Genomic DNA, 20,759 nt, shown 5'->3' with positions numbered 1-20,759 from the left:
CGTCGCCTGACCGCAGTAGCTCGAGGCCGTGCCCAAGACGTAACCAAGCTCAGCTTGCCCGCGGCTGCGCTCATCGACCGATGTCCGATGCGCCCTGACGCTACTGTCGAAACGTGACCCGACTCTGGAAACGTGCCCCAGCTCCGTCCTGGGGGCGTCGCCTGCTCGGGATTGAGGGACTGCGCGCGTTCGCTGCAGTTGCAGTCATGGTCACCCACGTGCAGGGCAAGCTGGGCCAGGTAGCGGTCAGCGGCCCGTGGGAGAGGATTATCGGTTTCACCAGTCACGGGTTGACGTTGTTTTTCGCGCTGTCCGGATTCCTGCTCTTCAGGCCATTCGCGGCAGCGCTGATTAACGGGACCGCTCGGCCGGCGACCGGCAAGTACGCCATCAACAGGCTGTTGAGGATCTACCCCGGCTACATCGTCATCCTCGTGCTCGTGAGCTTCGTGATCGGCGCAGCCAACACCCAAGCTCCCACATGGGGTGATGACGGTTTCGGTCGAACCGACGCAAGTATCGGATTCCTTCACGACCCAGCGGGATTCATTGCCAGCCTCCTCATGGTTCAGACGATGTTCCCGGACACGAACCGGCTTGGTATCGGTGTCGCGTGGTCGTTGAGCGTCGAGCTCACCTTCTACATCCTGCTGCCGCTGCTAGCTCTGTTGGCCGGGTCGATTCGCAACCGGTGGAACCGCACCCTCCTCGCCCTGGCAAGCGCACCGCTGCTACTCATCGGGCTCGGTGTCTGCGGCAAGGTCGTTTCTGCGATGATCGCAAAGTCGTATCCGGAGCGTCTGCACTTCGCGCTTGAGTGGGGCGACAACTGGATTTCGGTCTTCAACCGCAGCATTCTGGTCCACGCCGACCTGTTCGCCTACGGAATGATCGCAGCCGTCATCGTGGTCTTGGCGCAGACGAAGAAGATCCGCCCTGAGACCATCCGGGTCATCGTCCGCGTTTCGATCGGGGTGTCGGTCTCGTTCGCGCTGATCGGTTTCAGCGGGCTCGGGCGCTTCCTCACGGATTCGCTCGTCGGCGTCGCTTGCGGCGCTCTGCTCCTCGTAGTGGTTCTTCCCAATGGGCGCGGCCAGCATTCGGCCGTCTCGCGAGCGTTGGAGTTGACCCCGTTCCGCTATACCGGTCTCGTCTCTTACAGCTTCTACCTCTGGCACGTACCGGTCATCTGGTTGCTGAGCGACAGAGGTCTGGTTCTCCCCGATACACCGCTCGGGCTCGTCGGCAATTGTGTGATCGTCTTCTTGGTGAGCATGGCGCTCGCGACGGCAACTTACTACCTCGTCGAGGCTCCCGCACTCCGCCTCAAGAAGAGCACCCGCGCGCCAATCGTCCCCTCCGCGAGGTGAACTCAATGATATGAACCCGACGCAAGGTGAGCTGGTCCGGTGTGGTCAATAGAGGTCGCATACTCGGCGTTATCGCTTGTTCAGCGGAGTAACGACCTGCTCTTGATGACGGAGATGACCGACTTACGGAACGTGGGCCAAACGAGGAGGACGAGCGCGAACGTGATCGCGTAGCCGCCAAGGCCTATACCCAACCGCGCTATCTCGATGAGCTGCCCGAACGGCAACATAGCGAGGAATGCCCCGAGTGCACAGGCGCCGTAGCCGAGGATGGCGATGCATCCGTTGACGAACAAGCGTTTGACCGGTGCATCGGAGTGGCGACCGTAGATCCAGAGCCCGATGGGCCAGAGCGCGAGCGTGACGATGGCGACCGAGACGGCGACGGCCATCACCCCCCAGAATGATCCGACGAACGCGGCGAGCACGAGCAGAGGAGCAGAGACGATCGACAGCCGCATGCTCACCTTCGTGAGGCCCTTGGAGAGCGCTACCCAGTAGGTGGGGTAGCTGGCTGCTCGGGCAACGCCGACCACGGTGAGCACCTGGAAGATGGGGACGAGCGGTGCCCACTTCTCGGTGAGGACCAGTACGATGAGTGGTTCGGCGACGGCCGCCGCGAAGGCGAAGGCGGCGACGAGCACGTGGAGGAGCACTGTCTGGCCGTGCAGGATGAAGGAATCGAAACGCTCCTTGTCGTCCTTGAGTCTGGAGAGGACGGGAACCGCCACCTTCGTCGCCGGCGCGTTGATCTGGTTCAACGGGAGCAGAATGAACTGAAACGCACGGTTGTACAGACCGAGGGGTGCTGCGCCGAGGCGGGCGCCGAGGACGACGGTGTCGGCGTTCCTCCCGACGTAGGTTATGAGTTGCGAGACGACGAGGTGTGAACCGTAAGTGACCAGCGGCCGGATGGACGTTTTCCGGCTCACCCAGCCCGGAAACCAGCCCGCCAGGACCGCGACGAGGACGAGGGCGAGCAGCGCGTAGACGACTTGCTGGGCCACGAGCGACCAGTACCCGAAGCCCAGCAGCGCCAGCGCGATGGCCGTGCCGAGCCCGAGAGCAGCGGCCGTGACATCCACCGTCGCGAGTGCGGCGAACCGTAACGATCGGTTCAAGTCGGCCCGGTACTGGGCTGAGAGCCCGTTGAGTAGGAACGTCGATGCGAGGATCTGCATTACCAGGAGCAGCCGGTCATCGCCGTAGAGGAAGGCAACCAGCGGTGCCGCGAAGAAACCGACCAACGCCAGCGCCAGTCCCAGGGCTGCATTCAGCCAGAAGAGGTTGGCCCGTTCGAAGCGCGACAGCGTCGACGCCTGGACGGCCGCGGTCGAGAGTCCGAAGTCGCGGAAGACCTCGCCGATCCCGATCACCACCGTGACCATGGCGAAGACTCCGTAGTCCTCGATAGATAGGAGCCGGGTGAGGATGAGCAACCCACCGAGCTGGATCGCGATCCGGGCAACCTGGCCGGTGATCGTCGTGACCGCGCCGCGCGCCGCGATCGAGCCGAGCGAGCGCGCCGGCGGCTCTGTTGCAGGCGGGACTTCCGGCGTACTCAACCCTGCTCTCGCAGACCAGTGAAGTTCTCCTCCGCCAGCGACTTCATGGCCGGCACTCGCTCAATCATCCGCGCCCGAACTGATGCGAGGTTGGCAGACACCCGCTGGTACTGGGCCTCGAGGGCTCGGGCGAAGTCGCCCTCGGTGGTGAGGAAGCAGTCCAGGTCGAGGTTCCGATACAAACCCTCGATCTTGCCCTGGTAGGAGATAGCGATGGCGGGGGTCCCCGCGATCGCCGAGAGGATCGCGAGGTGCATCCGCCCCGTGATAACGAAATCGACCCTCGATGTCAGCTCAACGACCTCGTCGGGCATCAGCACGCGATCGACGAGCAGCAGATGGTCGGAGGAACCTGCGGCGGCTGAGATGGCGGCGGCCAAGGTCTCGTCGCTCGGAGCCTTGCGGGAGTCGTGGGGGAGGAGGACGAACGAGGTGCTCTGCGAGAGGTGCGAGCTGATCAGCGTCGACATGATCCCCACCTGATTGATCTCCTTCTCGAGCAGGTAGTTGGCGTTCACGACGACAACGTTCCGGCCGAGGTCTCGCTGTATGCTCAACCAGGTTGCAATGTGCTCCGGCACGGTCGCCGAAGTCGGAACCAGGAACGCCAGGTCGGCGACATCGTGTACGTTCTGCGCTCCGAGGGCCCGCAGGCGTTCGCCCGACCGCGGATCTCTAGCCAGGAGGTCCACCGAACGCGAGGCCCAGCGCGCAGCATCGCGAGTGCTGGGCGCGGGATGCGTGTTCCAGCTAAACCCGAGCACTCGACTGGAGAGCCCGGATTGTGCGGCGAAAGCGGCCAACCAGAACCGACGGCTCGACGCGCGTGCGTTGTATGCGCCGTCCATGATGTCGGCTCCGATCACCGAGAACGAAATCCCGGTCGCGAAGCGGCCGACGAGGACGCGGAGGTCGCGCAGATACGAACGGGTCGACCCATACAACAATTCCGGCAAGACGAGGACGGAGACACGCTCCTCGAACTCGGGTCGCATGCGGAGGAGAGTCTCAGGCGAGCGGACGATCACTAGGACATCGCCGGTGACGCCTTCCACGAACGCTTCGAACATGGCTTGGTCGCCGACGCTACCGCTTCCTGGAGCGGCCAACAGCAGATGGGTTGGCGGGTGGGTCGCCTCGGGCGCGCCGGCTCTCCACCGTCTTGCGAGCAACTGCGACAGCCTTCGCTCGGCGGCGAAGAAAACGCGACTTGCCACGAGGCGGTGCTTCATCTGGGACAACAGATCCATGGGCGGGCCCTACCGATCGCTTGAGTTGTTGAGGGGGGCTTGGTGCGCGGCGGTCGAGCCGCTCCGCCAACCGCTGAGGCGTTCGCGCATGAGGCTCATGCTGGTGTCGCGCATATTGGCTTCCTTGATCTGGTGTGGCGTCAATTGTTCGAGTGTCATGCGCTCGGTTCCCGTCGGTACTCGTGGACCCGTGCGCCCAGCAAGGACGACATGACGCCGATGCCGTTCAGTGTTCGGTTGAAGGACCTCGCCCGCAACCCACGGACGCGAACAAGATCGACGATTGCAAGGCCCAACCCGGTCACCGCAAGGTAGCCGCCGTGTGCGAAGGTGAGCGGTCCGCTCCGTTTGGTGACGCCAATCCGCGCCAAAACGACGCCGTTCCGGAACGCACGGCGGGCCACCCACCTTGGTGTCATGCGATCCCGGGGGACCGGCTCGAACACCTCCGCATCGAGACAGAACTCGATTGTCACACCCGCGGCGAGGAGATCAGCAAAGAATCGCGCGTCGCTGCCTCCGGTTGACGAGAAGGAGCGGTCGAAACGAGGAGAGCCTGCCCGCGCCCAGGCCCCTCGCTTCAGTAGGGTGTTGTTCGTCGCTGCGGCCGTCAGCCGTTCGCCGTCTCGATGTCCCTCGCGCTGCATAAAGCCGCCCCGGCGAATCCATCCAGGGGTTTCGTCCGGGAAAATCGACGTGACCGGGCCGGTCACTACCCCGGCATCTGTATTCACTGCCGCGGTTGCGAGCACATCCCACCAGGGCGCGCCGACGTACTCATCGTCATCGACGAAGACTATTGCGTCGTAGTCGCCTTCACTTGCAAAGTAGGCGAGGGACTTATTGCGCGCCTCGGCGATCCCTGGTTGCGGCTCGAGTAGGTATCGGACAGTTCCATTGAAGGCGGCAACGGTCTGTTCGGCCGATCCTGTCGGATCGTTGTCGACGACGAGAATATCCATGGTGTGCTGCGATTTGGCCTCGGATTGGAGCAGCGAATCCAGCAGCACATGCAGGTCATTTGGTCTGCGGAAACTCGCGACAGCGATAAGGGCATGCATCAAATTCTCCTAACCCATCATCGGTGTAGCGTGACGCACAGCGTTGATCTTTGTCGTCATGAGCTGGCCCTTCGGTAGACGCTGACATGGGACTGCGCGATCGTGGTCCAGTCCCGCGACGTCATATCAATCGGCGTGACGAGAGCGCTATCGTCGAGCTCTTTGACTGCCCAACTCAGCGCGTCGCTTGTCAGCTCGCCCTGGAAGAGCTTCACCACGTCCCCGCCAAATTCCTCGCGGAGGTCGCGCGTGATCGGATTGTCGGGCACGAGGACAGGAGTGTTCAAGGATAGGGCGAGGAGGACTGCGCCACTGTTGTGCATCTTCCGGTAAGGCAGAACGACGAGGCTAGCATCGGAGATCGCGGAGGCGAGGACGTCCTCAGGAATGTATCGGAGATCAGCTTCAATGCGCGGATCGTCGTCGATGAGCCGCTGCAGGTCCGGAGAGATGCCGGAGGGATCTGGCTTGCCGAGGATGCGGAGTCGGAAGTCGGTGAGCGCCGGAGCTGTCGAGAAGGCAGCCGAGAGCGTATCGACGCCCTTGTACGAGCGTACGAGACCGAAATAGAGCAGCGTGCGGCTGGAATTTGAGGCGGGCGTCGGTACCTGGTACCGGTCGCGATAATGTCCGTGCGGGATCACCGATCGGTGGCCGTCTGTGGGGACGGGAGTGTGCCGGTTCATCGTGATCCACTCGCTGGTCGCCCGGTCGTAAGCGGAGAGGATCTGACGTTCTCCCGGCCAACCGGACTCGTGCGGGGTCAGGTTGTGCGCGGTCCGCACCACGCCCGTCCTGGCGAGGCGTAGGCGGAGGAGCAGAAACGAACTTAGGACGAGCGACGCGGCTCGCTGAAATCGGCTCGGCCCACGAGTTATCGCTTCGGGCCAGTGGATGTGGAACACGTCGTAGCGACCGGAGAAGGCCGTAGGCCACGAGAAAAAGTCGATCTCGACGCGGCCGTCCGCTCGGAGGGCTTCGACAAGCAAGGTCACGAAAGGATTGATCTTGGTGGCGGACCTGCGTACGGAGAGCAGAACTCTAATCGGTCGTTCGGCGGGACGGGACCCTCGCCCGGGTGCTCCGGCGCTCTGATCATCGGGCAATGCGGTCGGGTCCTCTCAAGATGACGCGCGAATCCTGACGGATCGAGCTGCCAAAGAGACCAAAGACTGTTGCGGCGAATACAGCGATCAGGAGGTAGAGCACGAGCCCCTGGGCGAAGAGGAAGATCCGCCACACCTCCGCGAGGCCGTATGCAACCACCGCCCCGGCGACGATCACCAGGGACCGGAACTGCGACACGTACCCGGCGAGCATGCTCCCGAGGAACAGCGTCGCGATCACGTAGGCGAGCCCCCACCATCCATAATCCGCGTAGGTGTCGGCGAATGCAGAGTTCGTCGTGAGGTTGGACGCGACCTGGACAACGCTGTCGAAAGACCCGTAGGAACCAAACTTCTCCGGCCGAAGAAAAGTTGGAACCACGATAGCTGCGGACGACACCACATCCACGGGTTGTCGGAACCCGCCGTTTGCTATGCCGTCGGCGACACCGAGCGAGGCTTGAAAAGGTGAACCGAGGTAGGCCGCCACTTGGTAGAAGTTCATCGAGATCGGGTCCGTAATGCCGAGATTCTCGTAGAAACCTGCATTCCGGAAGTAGTTGAATGCGACGAGTGCACCAAAGACGACTGCCCCGGCGATTGCTACGGGCACCGCTTTGAACCGGATTCCGCTCCTCAGGTTGATCACGATGAAGATGAGCACGACGACGGCCATGATAAATGACAGGCGACTCGAGAATAGGGCACTTGCGACGAGGAGGAGGACGTTCCAGATAGCTAGGCTCAATCGGCCGGAGCGGAAGCGCCACACGTACAGGGCTACCGGCGCGGAGATCGCGGCGGTGTACCTCAGCGTTGCAATTCCGGCGGAGCCGCCAATCGACTCCTTGAGCTGGTTTCCCTGAGTGGCTCCTAGCACCTCGAATATCGAGTTTTGCTGCTGCACGAGGTACAAGGAGTACAGCACTCCGACGGTGGCAAACGCGGACAGCGTGAGGGAGAACCGACGGTCGAACCGCTCTGTGCTGGTCGCCTGGATGAGACGCTCGCTCGGGCCGGCCAGGACACCGAGCCGGAAGCCCAACCAGACGGCGAATGCAGTGACGAGATAGAAGCAGGCGAGTAGGAGCCAGCCCTCAAACGTGCCTTCCGCGCGCTGAGTGAACCCGCGAAGCTGGTCCGAGGTTCCGGGAACGGACCAGACTAGGGCACTGACGACTACCGGGGCCAGCAGGTAGAAAAGCGGGTTCGTGAGGAGACGCCTCAACACGCTGGCCTCCTTCCCTTCTGCGAACGGCAAAGTAGTGCTTAACGGTAGTGCAGCATTGCGGCGGCGATGCGACGTCTTCAGCTGGTCGGTCATGGCGGTCATCGTCGTGCCTCCAGGGTGAAGTCGAGCAGCTTGCGGGCTTTTCCAGCCCAACCTTCCTCGGCTGCGGCCGCCATACCATGCCTATTTGGCATGATCACCGACACCGCGGCAATGATGGCCTTGCCGGCGTCTCGGGCGGTCTCATATCCGTACACCCCGAACTCTGGGTTACTCTGCAGCACCTCAGTCTCTCGGGTGACAACGGCGAGCCCCGACGCAAGGTACTCGTACAACTTCATAGGGCTCCGCCCGCGGTTTACGGGGGCGTCGGACAGCGGCAGGAGCCCGACACGAGCACTCCGCAGTTGCTCAGGGATGTCGTCATAGCTGATCGGACCGTGCAAGACGACGTTCGCGGGGAGAGGTGCCTGCGGAGGCCGTCCTGGCCCGAAGACGTCGAAGGCCCACCCTGGTGCTTCGACAGCCATCTCCCGGACGGCGTCCCAGTCGAACCGTTCGTCGAGTGCGCCGATGTAGACCGCTCGGTCCTGGCGGGGAACCTCGTCGAGGTTTGCGAAGCGGGCGAGTTCCACGCCGTTCGGCAGCACCAGTGAGGGTGTTGCGGCTGGCACGTCGAGCGCCGTGAGGACGGCACCCGACGTCGCGACGACGCGATCGGCGGCCATGACGGCTGCACGTTGGAATCGTGCCTTAACGCCGCTCTCGTAGAGATCCGTCGGGCGGTACACGACGGTCATCGCAAGCCGTCTGAGCTCGCTCGACCAGAGCGTAGGCTGGTCGACGAACGCGACGTCGATTCGGGGTGTGCCGAAGGCCTTCGAGAAGATCCGCGCGAACGAGAGCGGTGCGAGACCGGCGGGGACGAGCGTCCGCGGCACCAGGTGAATGACGCCATCCGAGTCCGTGGTGATTCCCTGAAGCGAGGCCTCGTCGCGAGTCGCTTCCCCCCGCCTGAGGACTCGGTGGACGAGCGAGACCGGCGTGGAAAGGTGCAGGACCCGATGGCCGAGGCGGGACAGCTCCCGAGCAAGGTGGTGGCTGCCGACGCGGAATGATCCCGAGGCGTCGGTGTGACTGACGAATGCGATCGTCAGAGGCTTCGTCATGACTGTTCCTCCAACGTCCGGGACACGAGCTCGGCCGTCCGGTCCCAGCTGTAGGACGCTGCGAGAGGAACCGCGCTGGGGCGTTCAGACAGTACCTGCTCCATCGCTTTTGCCCATGCGACGTCGTCGTATGCGTCACCGACCGGGAACCCCTGCCCACTCGAGATCTCGGCGATCGACTCGCACCCCTCCCAGAAGATCACCGGTGTGCCGCACGCGATGCTCTCGACCGCGGGGAGTCCGAACCCTTCGACAAGCGACGGGAAGACGGTCGCCACGGCGCCACGGTACAGCTCGGCGAGTTCCGGGTCCGACAGCCCGCTGCGCACCTCGACCCGGTCGGCGACACCGAGCTCGGTGGCGCGACGCACCGCACCGTCGCGGTCGTTCATGACCACGACGAGCCGGGCATCGGGGACGCGCGCCAGGGCCCGGAACACCACATCGACGTTCTTGTGCGCCCGCAGGTTCCCGACGTAGAGGAAGGAGGGGGCCCCGTCGGCGGTGGCCGGGGTGTCGCCCGGGTGGAATGCCTCGGACAAGCCGTTGCCGGCGTTCACCACACGGACGCGGTCGTCGTCCACCCACTCCTCGATCGCGCGCTTCGACGTCTCGGAGACGGTGAGCACCAGGCGGTTGCGGCGGATGATCGGCCGCAGGACGGTCGAGTAGTGCGCGAGGTAGACGGCGCGGCGACCGGTGGTCGGGTGCAGGTGGATGAGGTCGTGCACGGTGACCACCTGCGGCGAACGCGCGAGGAAGCCGTTGTAGCCGGGGGAGTAGATGGTCTCACCGGCCGGCGTGCGGCGCACCCGCAGGAAGTCCTGGGGGTCCGACGGCTTGCCGCCCACCTGGAGCGCCGACCACTCGACGCTCAGCCGTGGGAGTACTTCGAACGCATAGCGACCGATACCGTGGACGCCGCTCCACCTGGTGTCGGCGAGGATCATGAGGCGACGGTCCGATCGGTACCACTGGCGGAGACGGGATGTCCGACCCAGTTCGTGAGCTTGGTGGCGAAGGCGGCCGATCCGAAGAGGGCGTTCACCCGGTCCTGCGCGGGTGCCATGTCGACGAGTAGTGCACGCTCGACGGCCTCGCGGAGCGTCGCGTCGTCGAGCGCATCGACGACCACCCCGCCGTCGATGGCCAGCACGCTCTCCGAAGCGCCGCCCTCGGACAGCACGAGCGCCGGGGTGCCGAGCGCCATCGCCTCGACCGGCATGATGCCGAAGTCCTCGATCGCCGCGAACACGAGGAGGGATGCGGCCTCGTACAGCGCGAAGAGGAGCTCGTCACTCGGCCGCGTCATGATGATGACGGGTACCGAGGCGGCGTCCGCGAGGGCCTGCAACTCGGCGTGCTGCGGGCCGGCGCCCGCCAGGACGACCGGCAGCCCGGCCAGTTCCCCGGCTCGGATCGCGACGTCGAGACGCTTGTAGTCGACGAATCGCGAGGCGCCGAGGACGTAGTCCGTCGGGAGCGTCGAGAACAGGTACGCGTCCGCGGTGCTCAGCCGATCGGCCCACGACGGCACCCTCTGCAGGTACTCGACGCGGACAGGCGGGTGGATGACCTCGGCCTCGACACCCCAGGATCGTTCCATCCGCTGCCGGATGTAGTCGCTGTTCGCGGCGAAGGTCGCCCCGTCCTGCGCGCGCTTGCGATCGACCCGGCGCAGCGCCGGTGCGAGGGCGCGAGCGGCAAGGTTCCCGCCACGGACGTCGAGTTCCGGAGCCCAGAGGTAGCGGGCCGGCGTGTGCACGTAGACGAAGCGCTCTGGGCCGTCGACGGGCTGTCGTCCTCCGGCATGGTGCGCGAAGGCGTGCGAGCTGATGAGGACGAAGTCGGCGTCCGAGACGTCGGTGCGCGCCCAGGTGAGGGGCATGAACGGCAGGGCCGCCGCTTTGCTCCTGCGGAGCGGGGTGCGCGCGAGCCAGGACTCGCTCACCGTGTGGCCGGGGAAGCGGTCCGGGGCGTTGCTCCAGAGGCAGTGGATGTCGGCGTCGGGATACGCGGCGGCCATCGCGTCGACGACGTTCTCGGAACCCCCGTGGCGTTCGATCCACTCGTGGACGATGAGACCCGCCATCAGTGGGCTTCCTTGCCGGGCGCGACGACCGCCCGGATCGTGCGCCACAGGATGATGACGTCGCCCGTGAGGGACCAGTTCTCGACGTAGTACAGGTCGAGACGGATCGCGTCCTCCCAGCTGAGCGCGGAACGGCCGCTGACCTGCCAGAGGCCGGTCATGCCGGGTTGCACGATGAGGCGACGCTTGGCCGCCGAGTCGTAGAGCGCGACCTCGCCCTCACGCTGCGGGCGTGGGCCGACGAGGCTCATGTCGCCCCGGAACACGTTGATGAGCTGCGGGAACTCGTCGAGCGAGAACTTCCGGAGCGTCGCGCCCACCCGCGTGAGGCGGGGGTCGTTCTGCACCTTGAAGAGCGGGCGGTCACTGGTGCCCTGCTGCTCGAGGAGCGCGGCGAGCTCGGCGTCGGCGTTCACCCGCATGGAGCGGAACTTGAGCATGTGGAACGGCTCGCCGTTCAAACCGATCCGCTCCTGCCGGTAGAGGACCGGACCGGGGCTGGTGAACTTCACGAGGAGCGCGACGACCAGCAGGATGGGCGAGGCCACGAGGAGGATCGCACCGGAACCGAGGATGTCGAACGCGCGCTTCGAGAACCGCTTGCGGCCCTCGTATCGCGGGGTCTCCACGTGGATGAGCGGCAGCCCGGCGACCGGTCGCGTGTGGATGCGTGGGCCACCGACGTCGGTCAGGCTCGGCGCGACGATGAGGTGCTGGCGTCCGGGCTCGAGGCTCCAGCTCAATTCGCGCACGCGCACCGGCGTCAGTTCGTCGGAGCTGGTGATGATGACCGTGTCCGCGCGCGTCACCGCGATCGCCTCGAGGACGGTGTCCACCGTGCCGGACACGGGGATGCCCGTGTCGCCGAGGGTTCCACCGATCTTGCCCGTCGGTACACACGCGCCGACCACCCGGTAGCCGGCATCGGTGTTGCGGGTCAGTTCTTTGGCGATGTGCTCGGCGGACTCGGCCGAGCCGACGAGGAGGACGAGTGATGCGTAGCGCCCGTGCGCGCGCTGCACCGACAGCCACTGCCGCCACATCCACCGCGAGAGGAGGAGGACGAGGATGCCGAGGGGGAACGCGAGGAGGAAGTAGCCGCGAGCAAGGTCGAGCTTCACCAGGAAGGCGATGATCGCGATGATGCCGAACAGCCGGATGCTCGCGTCGGCGATGAGCCGGTACTCCGCGTTGCCGCTGCCCACCACGCGGTACTCGCGGGTGCCGAAGATGCGAAGGGTGACGAGCCACGCGACGATGAGCGTGATCGAGATGACCGTGTAGTTGACGACCACCCGGGCCATGTCGAAACCGACCGACGTCGTCTCCTGGTCGAAGTCGAACCAGAACAGCTGGGTGCCGAAGACGATCCAGATGAGGACGATCGCGTCGGTCACCGCGAGTCGGCGCGCGTAGACACGTCGCCAATCGCGCGCGACAGGGCGAGCTGGGTCGGGGGCAGTGCTCGCGGGCGTCGTTGGCAGCGGCACGGAAGGCTGCGACAACATGCGGTCTCCGTGGTGGGACACGTAATTACTACGGGTGACGAGGGAAGAGCTTCGTGGTTCGATACGCGGATGTATCCATCCTGTTGCCGAGGATAGCGGTCGAGATGCCCGACATCTGTCCTCCTTTTAGCGATTGGCCCCCAGCCGGGGTTCCTGAGCTACAACTGTAGGGAAAACCCTAACCCCAGGTGACGCCGCCGTCGGTCGATCGAAGCACGGTGTCGCCGACCCACAGCCAGGCCCCGGTGCCCGCGATCGCGAGGGCAGCAGGAGCGGTGACGTCCGCTCCCTCGGCACAACCGACCAGCGAGGCGTTCTCGAACGGAGCGGGGGCACCGTTCGTCACGAGGGCACCCAGACCGTTGCAGCCCGGCACGCCACGCGCGACGAACATGAGGCGCTCGCCGTCGGTTGCCAGTCCGTGCACACCGGCGTAGGGGGAAGCACCCCAGGAGCTGGTGGCCGGGTTCCATTCCGCCAGGACCGCTGCGCAGGCGGCGACCGTCCGCGTCGCCGTCGCGTCGATGACGTCGATTGCTGGGCACGGGAGCCCGACGCCCTGGCCTGCGACGACGACAGAGGTCTCGTCGGGGGTCAGATAGCCGACCTCGCCCGGCAACGCAGCATCCGGGGCCCAGGTGTCTCCAGCATCGGTGGAGGAGAAACCGCCGACAGCGCAGGCGTCGCCCGTGGCGCCGATGATCTCGAGCTCTCCCTCGTCACCGGTCGTCAGCGTGAGTACCTGTCGGAGGTCGAAGGCGCTCGTCGCCAACGGCGTCCACGTCGCGCCGGCGTCGACGCTCCGTTCGACGACCGCGGGTGCGGAGGCACACGCACCTGCGGTGGCGCGCCACAGCGTCTGGCCGTCGATGGTCGTGATGAACCGCTTGCCGTCTGCTGTCGGCGCAGCCGTCGGATCGGCCGAGGCAACGGGTTCGGGCGCCGGCTGCGGAGTCGAATTGAAGGTGACGAGCGGGCGCGGCGTGCGTTCTGCACTCGGAGCCTGGTTCGCCGAGAGCGCGAGCCCGACGAGGATCACGTCGACGATGAGGAACAGCGCGAGGCCGACGAGGACGAGTACCCGCTGGCTGGAACTCAGCGAGTCCCGCCACCGTGATCGGCCCTTCGCCGAGCGGAACGTTGAGCGCCCTCGTTTCGTGCTCACCGTCGATCGCCCGACTGCGCCAAGCGACTCGCGATGATGTCGATGAAGCCGCGGATCTGCTCGCCGACCCGCTCATACGTCTCGGCGCTCCGGCGATAGGGGTCTTCGATGTCGTCGTCGTCAGGGTTCTCGGGCGGTGGCACGAGCCCGCGTTCGGCGGCCACTTCCGCCACGAGGGCCCACAGGTCCGCCGCCGGTTCCGTCTCGGCCACGAGGCGCGCGAACTGGGGCACCGTGAACGTGACTCGCGAAGCGCGGGGGAGCAGGCGGGCGACGTCGCTGCGGTGCGCTCTCGTCGCCGTGAGGATGAGATCGGCGTCGGCGACGATGTCGCGGTCCAGCTGGCGGGCGACGTGTCCGCTCGGGTCTCCTCCGAAGCGGCGGGACTGCTCGGCGACCTCCGCCGGCATGACGAGCTCGGGCTCCATGCCCGTTCCGGCGCTCGTCACGCGGATGAGGTGGCCACCCGCGGTGACCCCGGCCTCGTCGAGTCGGGCGGTCAGCAGCTGCGCCCCGAGCGCGGAGCGGCAGATGTTGCCGGTGCAGACGAACAGGATCGAGAACGGACGCGTGTCCGTCGTCGTCGTGCCGTCGGTCACGCCTTCACATCCTCGGTGTAGCCGTAGCCGGCACCGTACCCGTAGCGCGAATAGCCGTAGGCGTCGGGGCCCTTGGTCGGGACCATGGTCATGACGAGACCGGACACCGAGGCGTTGACATGGACGAGGGACTCGAGGGCGCCCTTCAGCTGGTTCTTGTGCGTCCGGCCGGCGGCGACGACGACGAGCGCGCCACCCGTGTGGCGGGCGAGAAGCGCGCCGTCGGTGACGGGGAGCAGCGGCGGTGCGTCGATGAGGACGTAGTCGAACTGTTTCTCGAGACCGGTGATGAGCTTCTGCATCACGCTCGACCCGAGCAGCTCGCTCGGGTTCGGCGGGATCGCGCCGGCGGGCAGGACGGTGAGTGCGCCGCGGCCCCAAGGCTGCATGGTGTCCTCGAGCGTGGCCCGACGGATGAGGACGTCGCTGAGCCCGACGGCTCCCTCGAGGTCGAAGTACGACGCGAGCTTCGGGCGACGCATGTCGGCGTCGATGATGATCACGCGGTGACCGGCGTCCGCCAGGGCGATCGCGAGGTTCGCGGCCGTCGTGCTCTTGCCCTCGCTCTGGATCGAGGAGGTGATCACGTAGCTGCGGGGTTGATCGCTGACGTCGAGGAACTGGAGGTTGGTGCGCAGACTGCGGAACGATTCAGCCCGGGGGCTCTTCGGGTCGGCCTGCACGATGAGCGGGCGCTGCTTGGCCTTCGGATCGAAGGCGATGCCACCCATGAGCGGGAGGTCGGTCACCGATTCTACGTCGCGCTCGTTGCGGATTCGCGTGTCGAGAGTGGTCCGCAGCACCGCGAACGCGACTCCGAGTGCCACGCCGAGCAGCGTCCCCATGATCAGGTTGAGGGGAACGTTCGGGCTTCCAGGCTGGGTGGGGACGTTCGCTTCCTGCACCCGGGTGAGCTTGACCGGGCTGGAGGCGCCATCCTCGGAGCTTTCGATCTTCGCCACGACGCCGGTGAGGCTCTCTGCGGTGGTGTTCGCGAGTTCGGCGGCTAGGACGGGGTCGGCGTTCGAAGCAGTGATCTCGATGATCGTCGTGTCGGCCGTCGAGGTGGCGCTCACCTGACCGGCCAACTGGCTGGCGGTGATGTTGAGCTCGAGTGCCGCGATGACGGGCTGCAGCACGATCGGCGTGCTCACCAGGTTCACGTAGGTCTTGACCCGCTGTTGCGAGTAGGTGTTTCCCTGGCTCAGTTCCGAAAGGTTGTCCGTGGCCTGCGTCGAGACGAAGACCTTTGCAGATGAACTGTACTCCGGCGTCCTCGACAGGGAGTAGAGCGCGGAGGCGGCCAACCCCGTCAGAGCGAGGGCAAGGATGAGGACCCAGTACTTGCGGAGGATACGGAGGTAGTCACTGAGCTCCACGCGGTGGCTTCCGATCAGTCAGGAGGAGAGCGGTTCACCCTGCTGCCAAGGCGTGCCCCGAACAGGGCGTTGGGAGCCATGCTGCCATAAACCGACGCTTGTTCCCGAGCGGTCGTGTCGCGAACATGGTCGATTGCCGTAGTTTGCTCTCGTGACGAACCCAGGTGAACCGACTCCGCACGATGATCAACACGTCGCTCGATCGCGCCTCATCATCGCGCTGTTCGGGTTCGCAGCGACGGTGGCGCTCATCCTGGCGTTCCCCGCCGGCGTCCAGATCCTGGGCCCGTTCTCCCCGCTGAACGGCTACCTGCTCGTCTGGCTGCCGCTCGTCGCGGCACTGCTCGCCGTCGCCCTGGTACCTCGCTGGCGCGCTGCGGGGTCGTCAGCGGTTCGCTGGAGCATCCGGCCCATCGACCTCCTGTGGGGTGCCGCCGCCGGATTCGTCCTCCGGATCGCGTCGAGCTCCCTCGAGATCCTCTTCTACGGCGGGCTGCCGGCGACAGCCGGAGGTGCCGTCCCGTTGGACACGGTCGATCAGGTTGTATTCTTCGTCGTCGCCTTGCTCGCCGTCGTCGCGCTCGCTCCGATCATCGAGGAGTTGTTCTTCCGCGGCCTCGTCCTGCCCTCCGTGATCGGAACCCTTCGCGGCGGCCGTTGGATCGCCGTCGTGATCAGCGCCGTGCTCTTCGCCGTCCTGCACCTGCTGGTCGTGACCACCTTGGCGCAGACGATCGTCGTCGGGGTCGGAACCCTCCTCGTCGGTCTCGTCACGGGGAGCTTGGCGATCCTGACCGGTCGGCTCGGCCCGGCGATCGTCGCGCACATCGTTTTCAACACCTCGGTCCTCGCTCTCGGCCTGACGGCCGTGACGGGCGGCACCGGCGTCGTGATTGAATAACCCCCATGCCGGCACCCGAACCCGACAATCGTCGTTCATCCTCCTCAAGCTCCTCCCGATCCTCGTCGCGGAGCCGCCGAAGCACGAATGCTCGTAAGCGTGCCCGCCGCCGGGAGAATGCAGACCCTGAGCGCCTCCGCGCCCGCCGTCGTCGGACGGCCCTCATCGTCTCGGGTGTGCTCGTGCTGCTCCTCGCCGTCGTTGCCTGGATCGGTGTTCGCGCGTTCCTCGCGAAGGGGGAGCTGGAGGCCGCGGTGCCCCTCGCGCAGCAGGTCCGCGAGCAGGTGCTCGCCGGCGATGCCGCCGCTGCAGGGAAGACCGCCCGTGAACTCGCCTCACACGCCCGTGAGGCTGCCGCGCTGACGAGCGACCCCATCTGGCGTGCTGCCGAGGTCGTCCCCTGGATCGGGCCGAACCTCTCGGCGGTGCGGAACCTCGCCGGTGCGACGGACGAGGTGGCCGTCGGAGCCATCTCGCCCCTCGTCAACCTCTCCGGTTCCCTTCGCCCCGACCTCTTCAAGCCGGTCGACGGAGCGGTGCCGCTGCAGCCGATGATCGACGCCCAGCAGGACGTCCGCTCAGCCGACGACGCCCTGGAGAGCGCTGCCCAGCGCGTCCGCGGCATCGACCAGTCCTCGCTGATCAGCCAGGTGTCGGCCGCTGTCGACCAGCTCGGGCCGGTGCTCACGGAGACCGCGGACACCGTGGATGCGGCGCGCCGCGCGATCGACCTCCTCCCGGCGATGCTCGGGGCTGACGGCCCGCGCAACTACCTGATCATGTTCCAGAACCCGGCCGAGCCACGCGCAAGCGGCGGCAACCCCGGAGCCCTCGCGCTCATCGGAACCGACGGGGGTCGGATCTCGCTCGTCCAGCAGGCGACCACCGCCGACTTCCCCCGCTTCCCGGAGCCGGTCCTGCCGCTCCCGGTGGAGACCGCCGGCGTGTACGGCAACATCACCGGCCGATTCCTGCAGGACACGACGCTCACGCCACGCTTCGACCTGTCCTCGGAGCTCGCATCGGAGATGTGGTTCCAGCGGTTCGGGACGCGCGTCGACGGGGTGCTCAGCATCGATCCGGTGGCACTCGGCTACCTCCTGGCGGCGACGGGTCCGATCGACCTGCCCTCGGGCGACCAGCTGACCACCGAGAATGCCGCGGACCTGCTCCTGAACCAGGTCTACCAGCGCTATCCGGCCGGGGCGGAGCAGGACGCGTTCTTCGCTGCGGCATCGGCCGCCGTCTTCGCGCGTATCTCAACGGGGAACTTCGACGCCACGAAGCTGGTGGAAGCCCTCGCGAAGTCGGGCGACGAACGACGGGTGCTGGTGTGGAGCGCCGCTGAGGAGGAGCAGGCGCTCCTCGCCGGGACGAGCCTGACCGACATGCTCCCGACGAAGGAGCAGCAGGCGGACGCCTTCGGCGTGTACATCAACGACGCGACCGGCAGCAAGATGGGCTACTACCTGGACGTGCAAACGGAGAGCGGCATAGCACAATGCGGTTCCGGAGGACAGATCCTCGGATTGCGTCTGAAATTTACGAACACGGCTCCAGCGGATGCGGCGACGTCACTGAGCGACTACATCACCGGTGGCGGAAGCTACGGGGTCACGCCGGGGAACTTCAACTTCAAGGTCGCGCTGTACTCGCCGCCGGGGTCGTACACCGAGGGAATCCAGCGTGATGGCGCGGATCTTCCGGTGCAGCCGGCGCTCGACGGCGACTTCCCGCTGTCACAGTTCCGGCTCGAATTGGCTCCCGGTGAGAGCACGACGGTCGACCTCGCGGTCTCCACGTCCGGCGTGTCGAAGCAGCCATTTGTCGTCTCGACCCCCAAACTTCATCTTTTTGAAACACAACAACTGGCGCTTACCTGCGAATTTGCCGTACAGTAATGCGTGTTGTCGGATTTGAACCGTTTTCGGGGGGCTTCGGATACGACGCAACGCTCTTCGTCACGATGCGGCTGTTCGTGGCGGTAGCTACAGCTCTGTCAGTTACAGCACTGTCAACCGATCAGTCTCCAAGGGGAATCCACACATGCTCAAGAAAATCACCGCGGTCTTCGCGCTGGCCCTCGCTGGCCTCTTCATCGCTCCGGTCGCTGCGAACGCTTCGTACGTTCCCGGCGCCGACATTGTCGTCTCCGGCAATGTCACGGCCGGTGGCACCTTCACCGTGACCTTCACCGACGGCGCTTTCCAGCCGAACGAGGACGTCTCGCTCGCCCTGACCGGTGAGAACGCGACCGGCGCGACCCTCGCCGCCGTCGACACCAAGACGCTCGTCAAGACCGCTTCGGCCACCGGCTCGGTTGCGCTGAACGTCACCCTCCCGACCAACGCCACGGGCACCTACACGGTGACCGGCACCGGCCTCTCCTCGCAGATCATCGGCACCACGACCGTCACGGTCCGTGCGGTTGCCGGTGGCGGTTCGGGTGGCACCGGTGGCGACGGCCTCGCCGACACCGGTTTCAACACCCCGGCCTTCCTCGTGTGGGGCGCTGCTGGTGCAGTCGTCCTCGGCGCAGCACTCATCGCGGTCCTCGTGATGATGCGTCGTCAGCGCGCTGGCCTCGCCGCGTAACAACCTCTCGGTCCACGGACCAACACAGAACGGCCGGTGCAAATGCACCGGCCGTTTTGTCGTGTTCCCACCTACGCGTCGTCGCTCGGGTGGTCGGGGTCCTCTTCCTGGTTGAAGTTCGAGGCGTCGGGGTCGTGGCCGACCGCGAGGCCGTCCTCGCTGTTGGGGATGGTCTGGTTCTCGCCCAGGCCGTCCGGCTTCGGCGTGCCCTCGCTCGAGGTGCTGTCGGTGTCGTTGGTGTGGTTCGTCATGGAGAGAGATTAAGAGGTACGGCTCCGGAGACGGGCAGGGTTGACAGGATGCGCGGGTGCCCTTCGACAGGCTCAGGGACCGGACCCGACGGGCCGGCAGGACCTCGGCCGGCAGGCGATCGCTGCAGAAAACGGACAGCCGGGACATACCCCCTTCCGGGGGTCAGGCAGTCGGCAATACTCTTCGACCAGCCTGGGTCCGGCCGTCGGATCCTCCCGTGATCCGAAACGAGCATCATGACCATGAACATCGGCAAGAAGACCGTCCCCACCCCCATCGCCATCTCCTTCTGGCTGTGGGTCGTCGTCGCCGTCCTCCTCGTCATCTCCGGCATCCTCACCGCCACCTCACCGGCTGAGCAGGCCGCGGCCACCCGCCTCAACCTGCCCGTGCCGACCGAGGTCATGACCATCTCCTCCGGCATCGGCTCGTTCATCGGCGCCGCGCTCCACGTGCTCTTCGCCTGGTTCATGGCGCAAGGACGCAACTGGGCCCGCGTGATCCTCACGATCTTCGGCGTGCTGTCCGTCCTCGGCTCGATCGCCTCCATCTTCGTCGGCAACATCCTCGCGATCGTCGTCGTCATCGTGACCATCGTCGCCGTCGTCGAGATGTACCTCCCGGCAGCGCGGGCGCACTTCTCCCGACCCGTCCGATGACCACCGGACAGACCGAGCCGTCGCCGACCCCGCGCCAGCGACGAGCCGAGGACCGCCGGGCCGCCGCCGCCCTGCCATACACCCCACCGGACGGCAGCCGATGGGGAGCCGGCACCGCCCTCGTCGTCCTCGTCATCACCCTGGCGCTCCTCGTCGTCCTGCGCGGCGCGCTCCCCGCCGTCCTGGGCGACACCCAACTCGCCGACCTCCTCCTGTGGACCGTCTTCTACGGCGGCATCCTCATCGCGTTGGCCATCGTCTGCAAACGGTTCGGCACCGGCTCCTGGGTCACGGACTTCGGGCTGCAGATCCGCTGGTTCGACGTCTTCATCGGCCTCGGCTCGGCGATCGGCATCCGGCTCATCGCCGGCATGATCGACGGCTTCGTCATCACCCTCATGGGCGGAACGCCGAAGTCGAACCTGGCACCCCCTGCCCCCGAGATCGGGTGGGTGATCCTCAACTCGGTGATCGCCGTCGCCATCGTCGCGCCCATCTGCGAAGAGCTCCTCTTCCGTGGGCTGCTGCTCCGTGGCTTCCGGAACACGATCCTCCGCGGACGAGCGTCCGGCGCGGTCCGCGGTGGCGCGGGCGCGACCCCGTCGACCTCGCGCCGCCGAACCGCAGCCGTGGTCTCCGTCGGCGCGAGCGCACTGCTGTTCGCCGCCGTCCACCTCTACGAGGGTTGGGGCAGCCCGATCACCATGGTGACCCTCGGCCTCACCATCCTCGTGCTCGGCGTCGTCAACGGTGTGTACGCCGCCACCACCAAGCGACTCGGCCCCGGCATCTGGACCCACATGTGGTTCAACGGCATGGCCGCCGCACTCGTGATCGCGGGGAGCGGCGCGAGTTGA

The 20,759-nt window shown here is 66.1% G+C and carries 19 protein-coding genes; 6 read left to right on the top strand and 13 right to left on the bottom strand.

Annotation, left to right across the window (positions count from 1 at the left end; all coding sequences use genetic code 11):
* Positions 1–113: 113 nt before the first annotated feature.
* On the top strand, positions 114–1,370 hold the full coding sequence (locus ASE44_RS00475) for an acyltransferase (protein WP_157579738.1): 1,257 nt from the start codon (positions 114–116) through the stop codon (positions 1,368–1,370).
* An 80-nt stretch (positions 1,371–1,450) separates the two neighbouring features.
* Here the strand turns inward: ASE44_RS00475 and ASE44_RS00470 are convergent, their stop codons facing one another.
* From ASE44_RS00470 to ASE44_RS00415, 12 genes are all read right to left on the bottom strand, one after another.
* Entirely contained in the window at positions 1,451–2,935 is a 1,485-nt protein-coding gene (locus tag ASE44_RS00470; protein ID WP_056776411.1) for a lipopolysaccharide biosynthesis protein, read from the bottom strand.
* Positions 2,932–4,185: a polysaccharide pyruvyl transferase family protein gene (locus tag ASE44_RS00465; RefSeq protein WP_082455564.1), complete on the bottom strand. Its 1,254-nt coding sequence runs from the start codon at positions 4,183–4,185 to the stop codon at positions 2,932–2,934. The genes ASE44_RS00470 and ASE44_RS00465 overlap by 4 nt, the downstream gene beginning before the upstream one ends.
* A 155-nt stretch (positions 4,186–4,340) precedes the next feature.
* Entirely contained in the window at positions 4,341–5,246 is a 906-nt protein-coding gene (locus ASE44_RS00460; protein WP_082455562.1) for a glycosyltransferase family 2 protein, read from the bottom strand.
* A 56-nt stretch (positions 5,247–5,302) separates the two neighbouring features.
* Positions 5,303–6,241: a hypothetical protein gene (locus ASE44_RS00455; RefSeq protein ID WP_082455560.1), complete on the bottom strand. Its 939-nt coding sequence runs from the start codon at positions 6,239–6,241 to the stop codon at positions 5,303–5,305.
* 100 nt (positions 6,242–6,341) lie between these two features.
* A complete protein-coding gene (locus ASE44_RS00450) occupies positions 6,342–7,676 on the bottom strand; it encodes an O-antigen polymerase (RefSeq protein WP_162235717.1) in 1,335 nt (444 codons plus the stop codon).
* Between the two features lie 5 nt (positions 7,677–7,681).
* Positions 7,682–8,752: a glycosyltransferase gene (locus ASE44_RS00445; protein ID WP_056776397.1), complete on the bottom strand. Its 1,071-nt coding sequence runs from the start codon at positions 8,750–8,752 to the stop codon at positions 7,682–7,684.
* The gene (locus ASE44_RS00440; RefSeq protein WP_056776394.1) at positions 8,749–9,702 is read right to left on the bottom strand and encodes a glycosyltransferase family 1 protein; all 954 of its coding nucleotides are present in this window, start codon (positions 9,700–9,702) and stop codon (positions 8,749–8,751) included. The genes ASE44_RS00445 and ASE44_RS00440 overlap by 4 nt, the downstream gene beginning before the upstream one ends.
* Positions 9,699–10,844: a glycosyltransferase gene (locus ASE44_RS00435; RefSeq protein ID WP_056776391.1), complete on the bottom strand. Its 1,146-nt coding sequence runs from the start codon at positions 10,842–10,844 to the stop codon at positions 9,699–9,701. The genes ASE44_RS00440 and ASE44_RS00435 overlap by 4 nt, the downstream gene beginning before the upstream one ends.
* Positions 10,844–12,241 (bottom strand): sugar transferase, encoded by a 1,398-nt coding sequence (locus ASE44_RS00430; protein WP_235522510.1) that lies wholly within the window; start codon positions 12,239–12,241, stop codon positions 10,844–10,846. The genes ASE44_RS00435 and ASE44_RS00430 overlap by 1 nt, the downstream gene beginning before the upstream one ends.
* Positions 12,242–12,530: 289 nt before the next feature.
* On the bottom strand, positions 12,531–13,517 hold the full coding sequence (locus tag ASE44_RS00425) for a hypothetical protein (RefSeq protein WP_056776389.1): 987 nt from the start codon (positions 13,515–13,517) through the stop codon (positions 12,531–12,533).
* Positions 13,514–14,116: a low molecular weight phosphatase family protein gene (locus ASE44_RS00420; RefSeq protein ID WP_056776386.1), complete on the bottom strand. Its 603-nt coding sequence runs from the start codon at positions 14,114–14,116 to the stop codon at positions 13,514–13,516. Before ASE44_RS00420 ends, ASE44_RS00425 begins: the two co-directional genes overlap by 4 nt.
* Complete coding sequence (locus ASE44_RS00415) at positions 14,113–15,495, bottom strand: polysaccharide biosynthesis tyrosine autokinase (RefSeq protein WP_056776384.1); 1,383 nt, start codon at positions 15,493–15,495, stop codon at positions 14,113–14,115. The genes ASE44_RS00420 and ASE44_RS00415 overlap by 4 nt, the downstream gene beginning before the upstream one ends.
* Before the next feature lie 151 nt (positions 15,496–15,646).
* Here ASE44_RS00415 and ASE44_RS00410 point away from each other — a divergent pair, with 151 nt between their 5' ends.
* From ASE44_RS00410 to ASE44_RS00400, 3 genes are all read left to right on the top strand, one after another.
* A complete protein-coding gene (locus tag ASE44_RS00410; protein WP_056776381.1) occupies positions 15,647–16,396 on the top strand; it encodes a CPBP family intramembrane glutamic endopeptidase in 750 nt (249 codons plus the stop codon).
* Between the two features lie 176 nt (positions 16,397–16,572).
* Positions 16,573–18,297, top strand: a complete 1,725-nt coding sequence (locus tag ASE44_RS00405; protein WP_056776379.1) for a DUF4012 domain-containing protein — start codon at positions 16,573–16,575, stop codon at positions 18,295–18,297.
* Positions 18,298–18,442: 145 nt separating this feature from the next.
* Positions 18,443–18,991 carry a hypothetical protein gene (locus ASE44_RS00400; protein ID WP_056776376.1) on the top strand — a complete coding sequence of 183 codons (549 nt, stop codon included), beginning with the start codon at positions 18,443–18,445 and terminating at the stop codon, positions 18,989–18,991.
* A gap of 71 nt (positions 18,992–19,062) precedes the next feature.
* Here ASE44_RS00400 and ASE44_RS00395 read toward each other — a convergent pair whose 3' ends face one another.
* Positions 19,063–19,242, bottom strand: coding sequence for a hypothetical protein (locus tag ASE44_RS00395; protein WP_056014419.1), 180 nt, complete (start codon positions 19,240–19,242; stop codon positions 19,063–19,065).
* A gap of 237 nt (positions 19,243–19,479) precedes the next feature.
* On the opposite strand from ASE44_RS00395, the gene ASE44_RS00390 reads away from it, so the two are divergent.
* Positions 19,480–19,902: a hypothetical protein gene (locus tag ASE44_RS00390; protein WP_056014423.1), complete on the top strand. Its 423-nt coding sequence runs from the start codon at positions 19,480–19,482 to the stop codon at positions 19,900–19,902.
* The gene (locus ASE44_RS00385; protein WP_056914176.1) at positions 19,899–20,759 is read left to right on the top strand and encodes a type II CAAX prenyl endopeptidase Rce1 family protein; all 861 of its coding nucleotides are present in this window, start codon (positions 19,899–19,901) and stop codon (positions 20,757–20,759) included. Before ASE44_RS00390 ends, ASE44_RS00385 begins: the two co-directional genes overlap by 4 nt.

The sequence above is a fragment of the Plantibacter sp. Leaf1 genome (assembly GCF_001421315.1).
Taxonomy (GTDB): Bacteria; Actinomycetota; Actinomycetes; order Actinomycetales; family Microbacteriaceae; genus Plantibacter.
The sequence above is the reverse complement of the archived record's forward strand: the minus strand, read 5'-3'. Positions and strand labels throughout refer to the sequence as shown.